Consider the following 15,940-nt stretch of genomic DNA (forward strand, 5'->3'; position numbering starts at 1 on the left):
TATGCGCATAATGAATGCGCAAGGAGATGCCTATGCCCGAGCCAGTGCAGCGCCGCGCCACCAATGTCAGCCTGCCTGAGCCCCTGGTGGCCGCCGCGCGGGAGCTCGACATCAACCTTTCCCGTGCCTGCGAGGCGGGGCTCGAAGCCGCGGTGAGGGCCGAGCGTACCCGGCGCTGGCGAGACGAGAATCAGGCCGCGATGGAGAGCTGGGCCGAGGTGCTGGAGCGCGACGGCCTCCCCCTCGCCCGCCATCGCGGCTTCTAGGATGGCCCGCTTCGACCTGCATCGGCTGGATGGCACGTTGGTGGTCGACCTCCAGCACGAATTGCTCGACCATTTGCCGACCCGGGTCGTCGCGCCGCTCCTGCCGCCGGACAGGGCGGGCCGCCCGGTCCGAGACCTCAACCCCGTCATGACCTTGGAGGGAGCCCCGCATATTCTCGCGGTCCACCTCCTGGCCGCCGTGCCGCGACGGGAACTCGGCCCGCCGGTCGGCACGCTGGAGGGCGATTACGATTCCATCCTCCGCGCCGTCGACATGCTGCTGCTGACCGGGCTGTAGCGGCCTACTCCGCCGCCATCGCCACCACCGGCCGCGCGACCGCCGCCTCCAGCTCCGCCATCCGCGCCTGGGTCGCCGCGACGTTGCGGGCCTTGATATGGCCATAGCCCTTGATGCCCGCCGCCGCCTCGGCCCAGGCGCAGATGCGCGCATGGGTCTCGGGCGAGAGGAGGGCCAGCAGCCGCTCCACCCCGGCGCGGTATTCGCCGGGCAGGGCGCGTTCCATCCGCCGCTCCTCGGTGCGGCCGAAGGGGTCGAGCGGGGTGCCGCGCAGCGCCTTGCCATGGCGCAGCAGGCGCATCGCCGACAGCATCCAGGGACCGAAGGCCATCTTGCGCGGCTGGCCGGTCACCGGGTCGGTCTTGGCGAGGATCGGCGGCGCCAGGTTCAGCTCGACACGTTGGGTGCCGGTGAAGTGGCCGGCGAGATGCGCCTGCCATTCCGGCAGGTTGTGCAGGCGGGCGACCTCATACTCATCCTTATAGGCCATCAGACGGTAGAGCTGGGTGGCGACGGCGCGGGTCAGCCGCTCCTCGCCCGGCACCGCCGCGGCCTCGGCGGCGCGGACCTTGGCGACGAAGTCCGCATAGGGACGAGCGTAGGAGGCGCTTTGGTAGGACGTCAGCTCGCCGACACGACGGGCGATCAGCGCATCCAGCGTCTCCGCCGCCTCCGTCACCGGCGCGGGCGGGGCAAGCGCCGCAGCGCGGCCGAGGGCGAAGGCAGCCTTGTTGCGCTCGATCTGGGCGCCGTTCAGCTCCAGCGCCCGGTCGATCGCCTCGGCCGAGAGCGGCACCAGCCCGCGCTGGAAGGCGATGCCGAGCAGCCAGACATTGAGGTAGATGAGGTCGCCGAAAGCCTCCTCCACCGCATGGACGCCCGGGACCGTCACCACCTCGCGGCAGGCGCCACGGATGCTCTCCAGCATGCCGGCGCGGTCGTACTGGGTGCTCGTGTCCTTCACGAACTGCGCGGTCGGCTGCAGGTCGGCGTTCAGCACGGCAACCGTCCGCCCGGCGCCGAGCAGCGGCCGCGCCGTCCGCCCATGCGCGACCACCATATCGGCCGAGAGCAGGAGGTCGGTCTGGCCCATGCCGATGCGCGGCGCCTCGATCGTCTCCGGCGCCGCCCCGGCCCGGCCGATGCGGAGCTGGGCGAAGACGCCGCCGCCCTTCTGCGCCAGGCCGAGCATGTCGACCGAGCGGCTCGGCCGGCCCTCCAGATGCGCCGCCATGCCGAGGATGGCCGAGAGCGCCGTCACCCCCTGCCCGCCGACGCCGGCGAGCAGGATGTTCCAGGCCGGCTCGCCGGCGCGGGGCTCCGGCACCGCCGGCTCGGGCAGCGCCTCGCCCAACTTCGGCACCGGCTTCTTCACCGGCTCCGCGCCGACCAGGGTAACGAAGGAGGGGCAGAAGCCCTCGACGCAGGAGAGATCCTGGTTGCAGGCGCTCTGGTCGATCTGGCGCTTGCGGCCGAACTCGGTCTCGATCGGCTCCACCGCGAGGCAGTTGGAAGTGCGGGAGCAGTCGCCGCAATCCTCACAGACCCGCGGGTTGATGGCGACGCGCCGCTCCGCCACGGCCTGGGTGCCGCGCTTGCGCTTGCGGCGGCGCTCCGTCGCGCATTGCTGGTCGTAGATCAGGACGGAGACGCCTGGGACCTCGCGCAGCTCCCGCTGCACCGCATCCAGCTCGCTCCGGTGGCGATAGGTGATGCCCTTCGGCATCCGCGCATCGTCCTGGTGCCGCTCCGGGTCGTCGGAGACGAGGACGATCTTCCCCACACCCTCGGCCGCCATCTGTGCCGCGATCTCCGGCACGCCGAGCTCGCCTTCCGGCGTCTGTCCGCCGGTCATGGCGACGGCGCTGTTCACCAGGATCTTGTAGGTGATGTTGGTGCCTGCCGCGATCGCCTGGCGGATGGCGAGGCTGCCCGAATGGGCATAGGTGCCGTCGCCGATATTGGCGAACATGTGCTTTTCGCTGACGAAGGGCGCCATGCCGAGCCAGGGCATGCCCTCGCCGCCCATATGGGTCACCAGGTCGGTGCTGCGATCCATGTAGATCGCCAGAGTGTGGCAGCCGATGCCGGCCATGGCATGGCTGCCCTCGGGAACCTTGGTGCTCGTGTTGTGCGGGCAGCCCGGACAGAAATGCGGCGTGCGGTCATGCACCGGCGCCACGGCGAGGTTGGCCAGATCGTCGAGCTGGGCGATGCGCGCCGCCAGCTGCTCGGTCCGCAGCGCCTCGGGCAGCCGGGCATAGAGCGCCCGGAGCACCGCGCCGGTATCGAGCTCCAGCAGGTCGGAGAGTAGGCGCCGCCCCTGCTCATCCGTCTTGCCGGTGATCCGCGGCCGCTGAATCTCATGGTAGAGCGCATCGCGCAGCTGCGGCTCGATCACCGGCCGGCGGTCCTCGACCACCAGCACCTCCTCGAGGCCCCGCGCGAACTCCCGCGCGGCTTCCGCATCCAGCGGCCAGGCGAGGCCGACCTTCCAGATGCGAAGCCCCGCCATCCGCGCCAGCTCATCGGTGATGCCGGCATCACGCAGCGCCTGGCGCAGCGTCGCATAGGCCTTGCCACGGGCGGCGATGCCGAAGCGCGCCTGCGGGCTGTCCACCACGATGGGGTTCAGCCCGTTCGCCCGGGCGAAGGCGATGGCGGCTGGCAGCTTCACCTGCCGCAGCCGCTGCTCCTGCGGGATGGCATGGTCGCGGAGGCGGATATGCACGCCATCCGGCGGGAAGGTGAAATCCGGCGTGACGCTGGCATAGGCCGCCGGATCGACGAGGACGGAGGCGGCACCGTCCATCGTCTCCGCCACGCATTTCATGCCGACCCAGAGGCCGGCGAAGCGCGACATGTCGATCGCCTTCAGGCCGTAGTCGAGAATCTCATGGACGCCGGCCGGGTCGAGCACCGGCATCTCCACATCCATGAAGCTGATCTCGCAGCCCGAGGTGATGGTGGAGGATTTGCAGGTCGGGTCGTCGCCGGCCAGCGCCAGCACGCCACCCTTCGGCGCGGTGCCGGCGCTGTTGGCATGCCGCAGCACGTCGCCGGAGCGGTCGACGCCCGGCCCCTTGCCGTACCAGATGCCGAAGACGCCATCGACCGTCTGGTTGCCGTAGAGCGCCACCTGCTGGCTGCCCCAGACTGCGGTCGCGGCGAGGTCTTCGTTCAGCCCGGGGCGGACGACGATATTGGCCTCGGCCAGGCGCTTGGCCTGCTTCATCAGCTGCATGTCGTAGGTGCCGAGGGGGGAGCCGCGATAACCGCTGATATACCCGCCAGTGTTCCAGCCAAGCGCCTTGTCCAGCTGGTGGCGCATCAGCGGCAGCCGGACCAGGGCCTGGATGCCGGTCAGCAACAGGGTCTCGCCGGATTTCTCCCAGCGGTCGTCGAGCGTCGCTTCGGGGCGCTGGATGCTGCCCATGGTCCGTCTCCCGCCTTATTGCCCATCAATCTCGGGCGGCCGGGCCGCTGGGGCAATCCCCTGGACCCAGCCTTTCAGCGTGGAAGGATGAACCGGAATTTCCAGAGTTTCTTTTCGTATTTTGGTGTGCACCGCCGAAAGGACAGAAGGATCATCCGCGATGGGAGGTCGCGGGATGGGGAGCAGCCAGGCGCGGCCCGGCCCCGAACAGCTTTTCGCGATAGGCACCGGGCGCATGGGCCTGCTTATAGGCGCCACGCGCCTGCAATTCCGGCACCAGCAGATCGACCACCGCCTCGATTCCCTCCGGCATCACGGTGCGGGCGAGATTGAAGCCATCGACATCCGCCGCCTCGGCGAAGCCGATCAGCGCCTCTGCCACCTCCGCCGCGCTACCCACGATGGGCCGCTGCCGGCTGCCGAGGACGAACTGGTCGACCAGCTGCCGCTTGGTCCAGCCGGGACCGAAGACCCGACGCATGGCCTCGACATTCGAGCTGATGGCGTCGGTCTTCGCGACCTCGATCGGCTCATCCATGCCGAAGCGGTCGAAATCGAGGCCGAGCGAGGCCGCGGCATGGGCCAGCGCGCCCTCGATGCTGGCATGGCGGCGGTATTCGGCGAGCAGATCCTCCGCCTCGGCCCGGGTCCGGCCGACGATCAGCGTCGCACCGGCGAAGATGCGGATCGGGCGCGGCGCGGTCCGCGCCCGGAGATCGGCCGTGAGACGGGCGATATCCGCCGGCCGGCCGAAATTGACGAAGACGCATTCCGCATGCCGCGCGGCAAAGGCCCTGCCGCGATCCGAGGCGCCGGCCTGGTACAGCACCGGGGTCCGCTGCGGCGAGGGCTCGACCAGGAAAGGCCCGCCGCCGGCCACGTCCCGCACCCGCGCCGGGTCGGCATAGACCCCGGCCGACCGGTCCCGCCGCACCGCATCATCCGCCCAGGACCCCTCCCAGAGGGCATAGACGCGGTCCATGAAGGCCTCGGCCGCGTCATAGCGGTCGTCATGCGCGACCTGCTTCGGCAGGCCCATGGCGCGGGCGGCGCTGTCGAGATAGCCGGTGACGATGTTCCAGCCGATCCGCCCGCCTGTGAGATGGTCGAGCGTGCCCATCCGCCGGGCAAAGAGCGGCGGCGCCTCATAGGTCAGGTTGCAGGTGACGCCGAAGCCGAGATGCCGGGTCACCGCCGCCATGGCCGGGACCAGCAGCATCGGGTCGAGCAGCGGAACCTGCACCGCATGGCGGATGGCGGCATCCGGGCTGCCGCCCAGCACGTCATAGACGCCGACCACATCCGCGAGGAACAGCCCGTCGAACAGGCCGCGTTCCAGAGTCCGCGCCAGGCCCATCCAGTAGTCGAGGCTGGTATACTCCACCGACCGGTCGCGGGGATGGGTCCACATCCCCTGCTGGATATGGCCCACGCAGGCCATGTCGAAGGCATTCAGGCGGATTTCACGAGGCATGCCGGGCGGCTTAGCATAAGCCATGGACGCCATCGACCGCCGCATCCTCCGTGCCCTGCACCGCAATGCCCGCCTGACCAATGCGGAGCTGGCCGAGGAGGTGGGGCTCTCCCCCTCCCCCTGCTGGACACGGGTGAAGCGGCTGGAACAAGCCGGCGTCATCAAGGGCTATGTGGCGATCCTCGACCAGGCCGCGCTCGGCCTGCCTGACACGGTCATCATCGAGGTGATGATGGAACGGCACGACGAGGACAGCCTCCGCCGCTTCGAACAGGCGGTGCTGGAGATCCCGGAGGTGGTGGAGGCCTGGCTGGTGACGGGCGAATACGACTACGTCATCAAGGCCGCGGTCGGCGGCACCGCGGGCTATGAGCGGCTGCTGCGCGAGAGGCTGTATCGCCTGCCGGGCGTGCGGCATACGCGAAGCAGCTTCACCCTCAGGAACCTGAAGCAGGTCTGGACGCCGGCGCCCTAGGCCCGCTCACAGCATCCAGGCCGAGCCGACCGGATGGCTGGCGCTCGGCAGCAGGCCGGCGCTGATCCCGCCGGTATCCATATGCCAGGCAGCGCTGCCGCCCAGCGCCTGGGCAACCCAATGCCCATCGGGATCGGCATGGGCGGCCAGCGCCGCCGCCGAGCCGGCGATATCGGCCAGCATCTGCGCCCGGCTGGTGCCGGAGGCGAGCCGGCCGAGATCGAGGGCGAGTTCCGCCGCATCCGGGTCATGGCCGAAGGCGGCGTGGTAGAGGGTGGTGACCAGGTCCGTGTCATCCAGCCCGGCCAGCGGCCCCGCCAGCAGGCTCCCGGCGAGATCGACCCAGCCCTGCCCCGCCTGGACCTGCGCCAGCAGACTGCCGAGATCGGCACCGCTCGGCGCCTGGCCGGTCGCCGTCGCATGCAGCGCCGCGGCGCGGGTGGCGGCGCCGTTGGAGCCGAAATCCACCCAGCCATCGGCCAGCCGCAGGGTCTGCACCGCCGGCAGCCAGACCTCGCCTCCCTCGGCGAGGAGAAGCTGGCGGATATCCTCGCCATAGGAATTGGCCCCGGTCAGGTCGCGCGCCTCATGCAGGCTGACGGCCTGGACCGGGCTGCTGAGGGCGATGCCCGATTGCGGCTGCTCGGCCGAGACTACCGTCACCACGCTCTGCTGCGCGCCGGGGTCGTTGACGGTGATGTTGAGCGTGAAGCCTGCGCTCTGATGCCCGTCGGAGACCTCGATGAAGAGCGGATGGTTCGGCATCTCATCGAGGCCGAGGCTGATGCCGTCCTTCAGCTTCAGGACATTGCCGACCACCTCGAAGCGCCAGGCATCCTCCTCGGCGAAGGAGAAGAGGAAGGGGCCGGCCGAATCCGGATCCGTGATCGAGAGGATGCCGATGGTGCTGCCGATGGCCCCGGCGGTGACGCTGCCACCGCTGAGGAAGCGGAGCGCGGTGGGCGGCGTGTCATCCACATCGGTCACCGCGACCCGGTAGGTGGTCGAGGGGGCGTAGCGGCTGCCATCGGCGAAGACGAAGCGCAGCGCGAAGCTGAGCTGGGAGGGGATGCGTGCGACGGCGAAGGCCTCGAAATCCACCGGGGCGGCGACACCGAGCGTGGCGAGGCCGAGCGCCGCATTCCATTGCGCCGAGAAGGCCAGCGCATTCGCCCCCGTCAGCTCGATCCCGACCAGGCCGGAGGTGTCCCCGGCGAGTGTCAGCCCCGCGACCCAGTCTCCGGGTTTTGCATTCTCGCGGATGGTGGTGGGAATGCTGCCGGAAACCTGGAGGACTGGCATAGTTTCGCACTCCGTCGCCCTGTTCGGGACGGAATGTGCAGAAGTGGGATTTCAGAACCATAAATGAGACGACGCCCCGCTGTCGGGACCGGTCTCAGCCCCGGCCGAGCCGGGTGCGGACGGCATAGAGTTCGGGGAAGAAGCTGCGGCCGAGCGCGCCCTTGAGGTAGGAGACGCCGGCCGAGCCGCCGGTGCCCATGCGGTGGCCGATGATGCGCTCCACCGTCTTCATGTGGCGGAAGCGCCAGGTCTGGAAGGCGTCCTCCAGATCGACCAGCTCCTCGGCCAGCTCGTAGAGGTCGAAATGCGCCTCGGCCTGTTCGTAGATGATCGCCCAGGCGGCGGTGACGCCCTCATCCTCCGCGTGCCGGGTGGTGACGTCGCGGACCAGCATCGCGGCCGGCACCGGCAGGCCGCGCCGGGCCAGCAGCCGCAGCGCCTCGTCATACAAGGAGGGCGCGCGATAGGCCGCCTCCAGCTCCGCCAGGATGTCAGGGCGATGGGCATGCGGCTTCAGCATGAAGGCGTCCTTGGCGCCGAGCTTGAACTCGATCAGCCGATACTGCCAGGACTGGAAGCCGGAGGAGCTGCCGAGGCTGTCGCGGAAGGCGAGGTAGTCGTGCGGCGTCATGGTCGATAGCACGTCCCAGGCCTCGACCAGCTGCTTCTGGATGCGCGAGACGCGGGCCAGCGCCTTGAAGGCCGGGCGCAGCGCATCCTCGCGGATATTCGCCATCGCCAGGTCCAGCTCATGGTTGAGGAGCTTCATCCAGAGCTCCTGCACCTGATGGATGGTGATGAAGAGCAGCTCGTCATGCTGGCCGGAGAGCGGCTGCTGCGCCGAGAGGATCTGGTCGAGATGCAGGTAGTCGCCATAGCTCATGCGTTTGGCGAAATCGGTCTCGACGCCCTCGACCATGGTGGTGGCCTCCTCGCAGGGGTTACTTTAGGCTTAAAGCAATCAGCCGGAGCAAGACCATGCTGGACCTTCGCCCGCACTTCTCGCTGAGCCTCGGCGCCGTGCCGGGACGGCTGCATTTCGCAGCCCACAGCCACCATCCCTGGCCGGACGTGACGCGGGCGGCGCAGATCGCGGCCTGGGAGGATGCGGCGCGGCGGCTGGACGGCAAGTGGGACCACATCCTCGGGCCGGTCTGGCAGGCGGCGCAGCGGCATGTGGCGGGGCATCTCCGCCTGCCCGATCCGGCGACGCTGGTCTTCGCACCCAATACCCAGGAATTCGTGGTGCGGATCCTCTCCGCCCTGCCCTTGCACCGGCCGGCGCGCATCCTGACGACCGATGGCGAATTCCACAGCTTCGCCCGCCAGGTGGCGCGGCTGGAGGAGGATGGGCTGGCCGCCGTCACCCGCATCCCGAGCGAGCCCGCCACCGATTGCGCCGCAAGGCTGGCGGAGGCGGCGCGGGCCGGCTTCGACCTGATCTGGACGAGCGAGGTCTTCTTCACCTCGGGCGGCGTGCTGACCGGCATCGAAGTGCTGGCCGAGGCAGCCGGCGAGGCGGTGCTGGTGCTGGATGGCTACCACGCCTTCATGGCCCGGCCGGTCGATCTCTCGCGCGTCGCCGGCCGCGCCTTCTATCTCGGCGGCGGCTACAAATACGCCATGGCCGGCGAGGGCGCCTGCTTCCTGCATTGCCCGCCCGACTGGCTGCCGCGGCCGCGCGCCACCGGCTGGTATGCCGGCTTCGGCGCCCTGGCCGAGGGGCAGGCGGGCGTGCCCTATGCGGCGGATGGCTGGCGCTTCATGGGCTCCACCTTCGATGCCGCGGGCCTCTATCGGCTGAATGCGGTGATGGACTGGCTGGAGGGGCTCGGCCTCGATGCGGCGGCGATCCATGCGCATGCGCGGGGCCTGCAGGCGCGCTTCCTGGCTGGCCTGCCGGCAGGCGGGCTGCGGGCGGAGGCGCTGGTGGTGCCGGAGGATGCGCCGCGCGGCAATTTTCTCGCCTTCGACCTCGAGGATGCCGAAGCCTGGCAGGCCCGGCTGGCGGCGTGCGGGGTAGTGACCGATCGGCGCGGAAGGCGGCTGCGCTTCGGCTTCGGGCTCTACCAGACCACCGAGGAGCTGGACCTGTTGCTGGACCGGCTGCGCGCCGCCTGAAACCTCGGCCAGGCAGGCGGTCAAAGATCGCCCCTGTCCTTGCGGCCCCGCGCTGCGCCATGCTCGGTGCCTCGCCGGATCGGAGCCCGCCGATGCCCATCGCCCGCCGCCCGCTGCTCGCCGCCGCTGCCGCCTCCCTCGCCGCCCCGCGCCTCGCCGCGGCCCAGGGCGGGCGGGTTCTGAAATTCATCCCGCAATCGAATCTCAGCATGCTCGACCCGGTCTGGTCCACGGCCTATGTCGTGCGCAATCACGGCCTCATGGTCTTCGACATGCTCTACGGCATGGACGGCCAGTTCCGCATCCAGCCGCAGATGGCCGAAGGCCATACGGTGTCCGATGACGGCCTCACCTGGACCATCCGCCTGCGCGAGGGATTGCGCTTCCATGACGGCGCGCCGGTGCTGGCGCGGGATTGCATCGCCAGCATCCGCCGCTTCTGCGCCCGCGACGGGCTCGGCCAGTCGCTGATCGCCGCGACCGAGGAACTGGCACCGGCCGATGACCACACGATCCGCTTCCGCCTGAAGCAGCGCTTCCCGCTGCTGACCTATGCGCTCGGCAAGCCCGGCTCACCGATCTGCGTCATCATGCCGCAGCGCCTGGCCGAAACCGACCCATTCCGCCAGGTGACGGAGATGGTCGGCAGCGGCCCCTTCCGCTTCCTGCCCGGCGAGCACATCGCCGGCGCCCGCGCCGCCTATGCCCGGTTCGAGGAGTATGTCCCGCGCCCGGGCCCCGCGGCCGTCTTCACCGCCGGCGGCAAGATCGCGCATTTCGACCGGGTCGAATGGCTCGTCATGCCCGATCCGGCCACCGCCGCCGCGGCGCTCCGCGCCGGCGAGGCGGATTGGTTGGAGGCGCCGACCTTCGACCTGCTGCCCATGCTGGGGCGCGACCGCCGGCTCACCCTCACCCAGCTCGACCCGCCGGGCTTCATCGGCACGATGCGCTTCAACCAGCTGCATCCGCCCTTCAACAACCCGGCCATCCGCCGCGCGGTGCTGCCCGCCCTCTCCCAGGCGGATTACATGACCGCCGTCGCCGGCACCTCTCAGGAATACTGGCGTGACGGCGTCGGCTACTTCGCCCCCGGCACGCCCATGGCGAGCGATGCGGGGATGGAGGCGCTGACCGCGCCGCGGGACCTCGACAAGGCACGTCGGGCGCTGGCCGCCGCCGGCTACAAGGGCGAGACGGTGGTGCTGCTGGCGCCGGCGGATTTCCAGTCGCTGAAGGCGCTCGGCGATATCGGCGCCGACCTGCTGACCAAGATCGGCTTCAAGGTGGACTACCAGGTGACCGACTGGGGCACGCAGCTGCAGCGCCTGATCCGGCAGGAACCGCCGGACCAGGGCGGCTGGAGCGTCTTCCACACCACCTGGGCCGATCTCGATCATCTCGACCCGGCGGTGCACCAGTATATGCGCGGCAATGGCAAGGCGGGCCGCCCCGGCTGGCCGGACAGCCCGCGGGTCGAGGCGCTGCGCGATGCCTGGCTGGCCGAGGAGACCCCCGAGGGCCAGCGCCGCCTCGCCGCCGACCTGCAACGCCAGGCCTTCGAGGACCTGCCCTATATTCCGCTCGGCCAGCTCCGCGCCAGCACCGCCCATAAGCGGGAGATCACCGGGCTGACCGGCGGCTTCGCCATCTTCTGGGGAGTTCGCCGTGCATAACCTCACCCGCCGCGCTGCGCTGATCGCCGGGCTCCTGCCGCTCGCCGCCCGGGCCCAGCCAACGGGCTTCCCCGACCGTCCGGTGCGGCTGGTGGTGCCCTTCACCCCGGCCGGGCAGACCGACATCATCGCCCGCCTCGTCGCCGGACGGCTGGCGGATGAATGGGGCAAGCCGGTGCTGGTCGAGAACCGCGCCGGCGGCAATGCGCTGATCGGCGCCGATGCAGTGGCCAAGGCGCCAGCCGATGGTCATGCGCTGCTCGCCATCACCCTGACCCATGCGGTGAATGCCTCGCTCTTCCCGGCCGCGCCCTATGACTTCCTGCGCGACCTGCGGACGCTGACGCTGCTCGGCGCCCTGCCGCTGGTGGTGGTGGTGCGGAACGAGAGCCCCTGGCGGAGCCTCCCGGATCTGGTGGCCGCGGCGCGGACGGGGCGGCTGAACGGTGGCTCCTCCGGCACCGGCTCGCCGCCGCATCTGGCGCTGGAGATGTTCCGCCGCGCGGCCGAGGTGGGGGAGCGGCTGCAGCACGTGCCCTATCGCGGCGGCGCGCCATCGGTCACTGATCTGGTCGCAGGGAATCTCGACCTCGTCATCGGCAACCTGCCGGAGGTGATCGCGCAGGTGCAGTCCGGCCGGCTGCGGGCGCTCGCGGTGACGGATGCCACGCGCCACCCGCTGCTGCCCGCCGTGCCCACCACGGCCGAGGCCGGGCTGTCGGCGCTGCGGATCACCAGCTGGACCGCCATCCAGGCCCCTGCCGGCCTGCCCGACCCGTTGGCCGAGGCGATCGCCGCCGCGATCCGCCGGGCACTGGCCGATCCGGGCGTCGCGCAGCGGGCCGGGGAGCTCGGCTTCAGCCTGATCGGCGCCAGTGTCGCGGACTCGGCCCGCTTCGTCACGGCCGAGGTGCAGCGCTACGCCCAGGTGGTGGCGGAGGCGAATATACGCGCCGAGTAGGGTCTTGCGTCCGGCCGGCGATGCCCTTATTCAACCGGCCTCCGGCCGGACCGGGTGCGTAGCTCAGCGGTAGAGCATTGCCTTCACACGGCAAGGGTCACAGGTTCAATCCCTGTCGCACCCACCACTCCGGCATCTCTTCGCAAGAGATGGTGCGATCTGCCAATAAACACCGTAGACTGGCTGGCCCTTGAGAGGCAGGAGGGTATGGCTATTCGTCTGCGGTGGGCACTAGGCGGCCCGGGTGCCGGCGCGTGAGGATTTCCAACCGCCTGCTCCTGATCATCGCGCTCTGCCTGCTGCCAACCCTCGCGTTGCAGCTCATCCTCGGCTGGACCCAGTGGGCCGAGCGCCGGGAGCAGATCGGCACCCTGGCGATCCGTCAGGCCGAGCTCCTGGCCGGCAATGTCGCGAGCATCGCCGAGGGCGCCCGCATCCTGCTCGGCGCTGCCGCGGAGTTCCGCCAGGTGCGGATTCTCGGCGCCGATTGCGGCGCCCGGCTGACCGCGTTGCGGGACCATGCGCCGGGCTTCGCCTTCATCGCCCTGCTGGATGGCGGCGGGCGGGTCCGCTGCGCCTCCGATCCCACCCTCCAGACCCTCGGCGAGCGGCCGGACTGGGCGCCGGCCGAGCGGCCAGCGGGGTTCACGGCTGGCCGCTTCACCCGGGCGGCAGGCTTTCCCGGCGGGTTGCTGCCCTTCTACCTGCCGGTCGTCCCCGGCAGCGACCAGGGCGAGGGCATGCTGGTCGCGGCGCTCGATCTCGGCTGGCTCTCGGACTATCTGATTGGGCTGAAGCGCTCGGGCAGTTCCCTCCTGGCCGCTGGCGTGCTCACGGTCGCCGATGCCGATGGCGCCATCCTGGCGCGCGACCAGCGGCATGCCGAGTTCGTCGGCCAACGCTTCCCGCCCGCGGCCGAGCCGCTGCTGCGGGCCAGCCGGCCGGGCGCACTCCGCCTGCGCAGCCTGGACGGCACCCAGCGGATCGTCGCGATGACGCCGCCCACCCCCGCCAGCTACAATCTGGGGGCGACGGTCGGCTTTTCCGAGCCGGAGCTGATCGGCGACCTGGAACGGGCGCTGGCCCGCGGCGCGCTGCTGCTCGGGCTGGTCGCGGTCGTGGCCTTCGTCCTCACCCGGCTGATCGCCCGCCGCTTCATCGAGAATCCGACCGCGGCGCTGCTGGCGGTCGCCCGCCGCTGGGGCGCGGGCGAGCTTTCGGCGCGAGCGCCGGAGGGCAACCGGAAATCCGAATTCGGCCAGATCGGCGCCGCCTGGAACACCATGGCGGCCCAGCTCCAGCGACGGGAGGAGGAGCTGCGCGGCCATGCCGATGCGCTGGAGGCCCGGGTCGAGGAGCGCACGCGGGAGCTGCGCGCCGCCAATGACCGCCTCCAGCGCGAGATCGAGGAGCGGCGCCTGACCGAGGCGGCGCTGTTCCAGGCGCAGAAGATGCAGGCGGTCGGCCAGCTCGCCGGCGGCATCGCGCATGACTTCAACAATGTGCTGCAGGCGGTGCTGGGCGGCATCGGCCTGATCCGCCGCCGCGCCGGCAATGCGGAGGCCATCCAGCGCCTCTCGGGCATGGTCGAGGAGGCGGCGCGGCGGGGCGAATCCATCACCCGCCGGCTGCTCGCCTTCTCCCGCCGCGAGGAACTGCGGGCCACGGTGCTCGATGTCGGCGCGCTGCTGACCGGGCTGCGCGAGGTGCTGGCGGCGACCCTTGGCGGCCGGATCCGGGTGCGGGCGGATGTGCCGCCCGACCTGCCGCCGCTGCTGGCCGATCGTGGCCAGCTGGAAACCGTGCTGGTGAACCTCGCTACTAATGCGCGGGATGCGATGCCGGGGGGCGGCACCCTCACCCTCTGCGCCGAGGCGGTGCGGATCGAGGCCGAAGCGCGCGGGCTGAAGCCCGGCGACTACCTGCTGCTGCGCATCGCCGATACCGGCGAGGGCATGAGCCCGGACGTGCTGGCCCGCGCCGCCGAGCCCTTCTTCACCACCAAGCCGCTGGGCCAGGGCACCGGCCTCGGCCTCGCCATGGCGCAGGGCTTCGCCCAGGGCTCGGGCGGTGCCATGGCGATCGAGAGTCGGCCCGGCGAGGGCACCGTCATTTCGCTCTGGCTGCCGGCGGCGCAGGCGGAGGAGGCGGCCTCGCCACCGCCTGTGCCGGCACCGGCCCGGCCCGAAGCCTCCGCCCCGCGCAGCCGGCGGGTGCTGCTGGTGGATGACGATGCGGTGGTGCGGGAAGTGCTGGCGACCCAGCTCGCCGATGCCGGCCATGCGGTGACCGAACGGCCCGATGCCGGATCCGCCCTCGCCCTGATCGAGGCCGGTGAGCGCTTCGACCTGCTGGTGACCGACCTCGCCATGCCGGGCATGGACGGGCTCGGCCTGATCCGCGCGGCGCAGGGGCGCTGGCCGGGGCTGCCGGCCATCCTGCTGACCGGCTATGCCGGGGACGCGGCGATGCAGGCCCTCGGCACGGAGGCGCCGGGGCGCTTCCTCCTGCTCCGCAAGCCGGTCACCGGCGCGGAGCTGCTCGACCGGGTAGCGGCGGCGCTGGACGGGCGCTGATCAGCGCCAGGAGGCGCAGCCCTGGCGGACATGCGCCATCTCCTGCGAGGAGAGGCTGCCGCCCTGCTGGAAGCGGAAAACCGCGTCGGTGCAGCGACGGTCGATCGGCAGGGGCAGCCGGGCCGCCCGGCGCACCGGCGCCATCGCGCTGCGCTCCTCGACCGGCTCGGCCATGGGCGGGCCGAAGCCGCCGCTGGCGGGCAGCGGCGCCTCCGCCCCCGTATGGGGCGAAGGCAGCGGTTCGGCGGTCGCCACGGCCGCCGCGGCCGGCGGCGGTGTGACCAGGGCCGCCGTTGCTGCCGTGACGATGGGCGCCATGGGGGGCGCCATGGGGGGCGCCATGGGGGGCGCCATGGGGGGCGCCATGGGGGGCGCCATGGGGGGCGCCATGGCGGGTGCCACAGGGGCCGGCGCGATGGGCAGCGGACTGGCGAGATGGGCCAGGGTGCCGAAGCCGGTGCCGCCGGCGGCGGGCGGCGGCGCCTCCGCAGCCGGGGGCAGCAGCAGCGCCGAGGCGAAGCCGAGGCCAAAGACGCCGAGCAGGCCGCAGCCGATCAGGCCGGCGCGCAGCAGCGGCGCCAGGCGCGGCGGGGGCCGGCGCAGGGTCCAGGAGGAGCGCGGCTCGGGATCCGCGATCATCATCGGCGCGTCCAACGCCTCCCAGGTCACCCCGGCCTGGAGGGTGCGGCGCAGCACCGCGACCCAGCGGCCGCGATCGGCGATGGTGAGAACGGAATCATAGGTGAAGCCCTCCTCCAGCCGCGCATGCAGCCCGTCCATCTCCTCGGGCGTCACCTCGCAATGGATGATGGGCAGGTAGCCGCGGCAATGGGCGGAGAAGTCCACCGCGTTGAGCAGCCGGCGAAGCTGGGCCTCGGGCTGGCGCGACCGCATCGGCAGCAGGTCCACCAGCGCGACCCCGATCTCGGGATGGGCCAGCACGAAGCAGCCGCCGGTCGCCGCCCCATCCTCCCCAGCACGGCAGCGGCCGATGAGCTGCCATTCGGGCGGCAGCACGGCCTCGAAGGCCGGGCGGTAGTCGAGCAGCTTCGGTGCCATGGCTGGGGCTGCATCCGGCACGGGCTGGGCGGCACCTGGGACCGGTCCTTCTGGGCGCACGAATACCTCTCCGGAACCTGGGATAGCGGCCATGTCAGGCACGGGCCGAACAACGCAAAAACTAGCCTCCGGTCGGCGCGGAAACCGTCACAATCCCGAAACCGTGCCACTGCGGGTCGAGGCGGAATCTTTGTTATCAAAACTCCGGCGCGTCAATCCTGTGCGCAGAAGTTGTATGACAGATCGATACTATTGCTTCTTTGTACTGCCATCAGGATCAATACAACATTCTGTTG

At 70.9% G+C, this 15,940-nt stretch carries 12 protein-coding genes and 1 tRNA gene; 8 read left to right on the forward strand and 5 right to left on the reverse strand.

What is annotated here, in order from left to right; all coding sequences use genetic code 11:
* Positions 1-32: 32 nt before the first annotated feature.
* The gene (locus JMJ55_RS18465) at positions 33-266 is read left to right on the forward strand and encodes a type II toxin-antitoxin system CcdA family antitoxin (RefSeq protein WP_236033825.1); all 234 of its coding nucleotides are present in this window, start codon (positions 33-35) and stop codon (positions 264-266) included.
* A gap of 1 nt (position 267) precedes the next feature.
* Complete coding sequence (locus tag JMJ55_RS18470) at positions 268-564, forward strand: CcdB family protein (RefSeq protein WP_202827069.1); 297 nt, start codon at positions 268-270, stop codon at positions 562-564.
* A gap of 4 nt (positions 565-568) precedes the next feature.
* On the opposite strand, the gene JMJ55_RS18475 is transcribed toward JMJ55_RS18470, so the two are convergent.
* Positions 569-4,000, reverse strand: a complete 3,432-nt coding sequence (locus tag JMJ55_RS18475; protein ID WP_202827070.1) for an indolepyruvate ferredoxin oxidoreductase family protein — start codon at positions 3,998-4,000, stop codon at positions 569-571.
* Between the two features lie 151 nt (positions 4,001-4,151).
* The gene (locus JMJ55_RS18480) at positions 4,152-5,474 is read right to left on the reverse strand and encodes an LLM class flavin-dependent oxidoreductase (RefSeq protein ID WP_202827071.1); all 1,323 of its coding nucleotides are present in this window, start codon (positions 5,472-5,474) and stop codon (positions 4,152-4,154) included.
* A gap of 22 nt (positions 5,475-5,496) precedes the next feature.
* Here JMJ55_RS18480 and JMJ55_RS18485 point away from each other — a divergent pair, with 22 nt between their 5' ends.
* Positions 5,497-5,949, forward strand: coding sequence for an Lrp/AsnC family transcriptional regulator (locus JMJ55_RS18485; RefSeq protein ID WP_202827072.1), 453 nt, complete (start codon positions 5,497-5,499; stop codon positions 5,947-5,949).
* A gap of 6 nt (positions 5,950-5,955) precedes the next feature.
* Here the strand turns inward: JMJ55_RS18485 and JMJ55_RS18490 are convergent, their stop codons facing one another.
* Positions 5,956-7,251, reverse strand: coding sequence for a DUF4214 domain-containing protein (locus tag JMJ55_RS18490; RefSeq protein ID WP_202827073.1), 1,296 nt, complete (start codon positions 7,249-7,251; stop codon positions 5,956-5,958).
* Positions 7,252-7,345: 94 nt separating this feature from the next.
* Positions 7,346-8,170 (reverse strand): tryptophan 2,3-dioxygenase, encoded by an 825-nt coding sequence (gene kynA, locus JMJ55_RS18495; RefSeq protein ID WP_202827074.1) that lies wholly within the window; start codon positions 8,168-8,170, stop codon positions 7,346-7,348.
* Positions 8,171-8,229: 59 nt separating this feature from the next.
* On the opposite strand from kynA, the gene JMJ55_RS18500 reads away from it, so the two are divergent.
* The 5 genes from JMJ55_RS18500 to JMJ55_RS31940 all read left to right on the forward strand — a co-directional run bounded on the left by JMJ55_RS18500 (position 8,230) and on the right by JMJ55_RS31940 (position 14,585).
* Complete coding sequence (locus JMJ55_RS18500) at positions 8,230-9,372, forward strand: aminotransferase class V-fold PLP-dependent enzyme (protein WP_202827075.1); 1,143 nt, start codon at positions 8,230-8,232, stop codon at positions 9,370-9,372.
* 98 nt (positions 9,373-9,470) lie between these two features.
* The gene (locus JMJ55_RS18505) at positions 9,471-11,048 is read left to right on the forward strand and encodes an ABC transporter substrate-binding protein (protein WP_407927549.1); all 1,578 of its coding nucleotides are present in this window, start codon (positions 9,471-9,473) and stop codon (positions 11,046-11,048) included.
* Complete coding sequence (locus tag JMJ55_RS18510) at positions 11,041-12,009, forward strand: tripartite tricarboxylate transporter substrate-binding protein (protein ID WP_202827077.1); 969 nt, start codon at positions 11,041-11,043, stop codon at positions 12,007-12,009. The genes JMJ55_RS18505 and JMJ55_RS18510 overlap by 8 nt, the downstream gene beginning before the upstream one ends.
* Positions 12,010-12,061: 52 nt before the next feature.
* Positions 12,062-12,136, forward strand: a tRNA-Val gene (locus JMJ55_RS18515).
* Between the two features lie 127 nt (positions 12,137-12,263).
* The gene (locus JMJ55_RS31940; RefSeq protein ID WP_202827078.1) at positions 12,264-14,585 is read left to right on the forward strand and encodes an ATP-binding protein; all 2,322 of its coding nucleotides are present in this window, start codon (positions 12,264-12,266) and stop codon (positions 14,583-14,585) included.
* Here the strand turns inward: JMJ55_RS31940 and JMJ55_RS18525 are convergent, their stop codons facing one another.
* A complete protein-coding gene (locus tag JMJ55_RS18525) occupies positions 14,586-15,644 on the reverse strand; it encodes a hypothetical protein (RefSeq protein ID WP_202827079.1) in 1,059 nt (352 codons plus the stop codon).
* Positions 15,645-15,940 lie beyond the last annotated feature (296 nt).

Origin of the sequence: Belnapia mucosa (assembly GCF_016775475.1) — a bacterium.
Classification (GTDB): domain Bacteria; phylum Pseudomonadota; class Alphaproteobacteria; order Acetobacterales; family Acetobacteraceae; genus Belnapia; species Belnapia mucosa.

Excerpts from the sequence above, each read along its gene's own strand:
- JMJ55_RS18500 (WP_202827075.1), top strand. The coding sequence starts at position 8,230 with ATGCTGGACCTTCGCCCGCACTTCTCGCTGAGCCTCGGCGCCGTGCCG.
- kynA (WP_202827074.1), bottom strand. The coding sequence starts at position 8,170 with ATGGTCGAGGGCGTCGAGACCGATTTCGCCAAACGCATGAGCTATGGC.
- JMJ55_RS18470 (WP_202827069.1), top strand. The coding sequence starts at position 268 with ATGGCCCGCTTCGACCTGCATCGGCTGGATGGCACGTTGGTGGTCGAC.
- JMJ55_RS18475 (WP_202827070.1), bottom strand. The coding sequence starts at position 4,000 with ATGGGCAGCATCCAGCGCCCCGAAGCGACGCTCGACGACCGCTGGGAG.
- JMJ55_RS18485 (WP_202827072.1), top strand. The coding sequence starts at position 5,497 with ATGGACGCCATCGACCGCCGCATCCTCCGTGCCCTGCACCGCAATGCC.
- JMJ55_RS18525 (WP_202827079.1), bottom strand. The coding sequence starts at position 15,644 with ATGGCACCGAAGCTGCTCGACTACCGCCCGGCCTTCGAGGCCGTGCTG.
- JMJ55_RS18490 (WP_202827073.1), bottom strand. The coding sequence starts at position 7,251 with ATGCCAGTCCTCCAGGTTTCCGGCAGCATTCCCACCACCATCCGCGAG.
- JMJ55_RS18480 (WP_202827071.1), bottom strand. The coding sequence starts at position 5,474 with ATGCCTCGTGAAATCCGCCTGAATGCCTTCGACATGGCCTGCGTGGGC.
- JMJ55_RS18465 (WP_236033825.1), top strand. The coding sequence starts at position 33 with ATGCCCGAGCCAGTGCAGCGCCGCGCCACCAATGTCAGCCTGCCTGAG.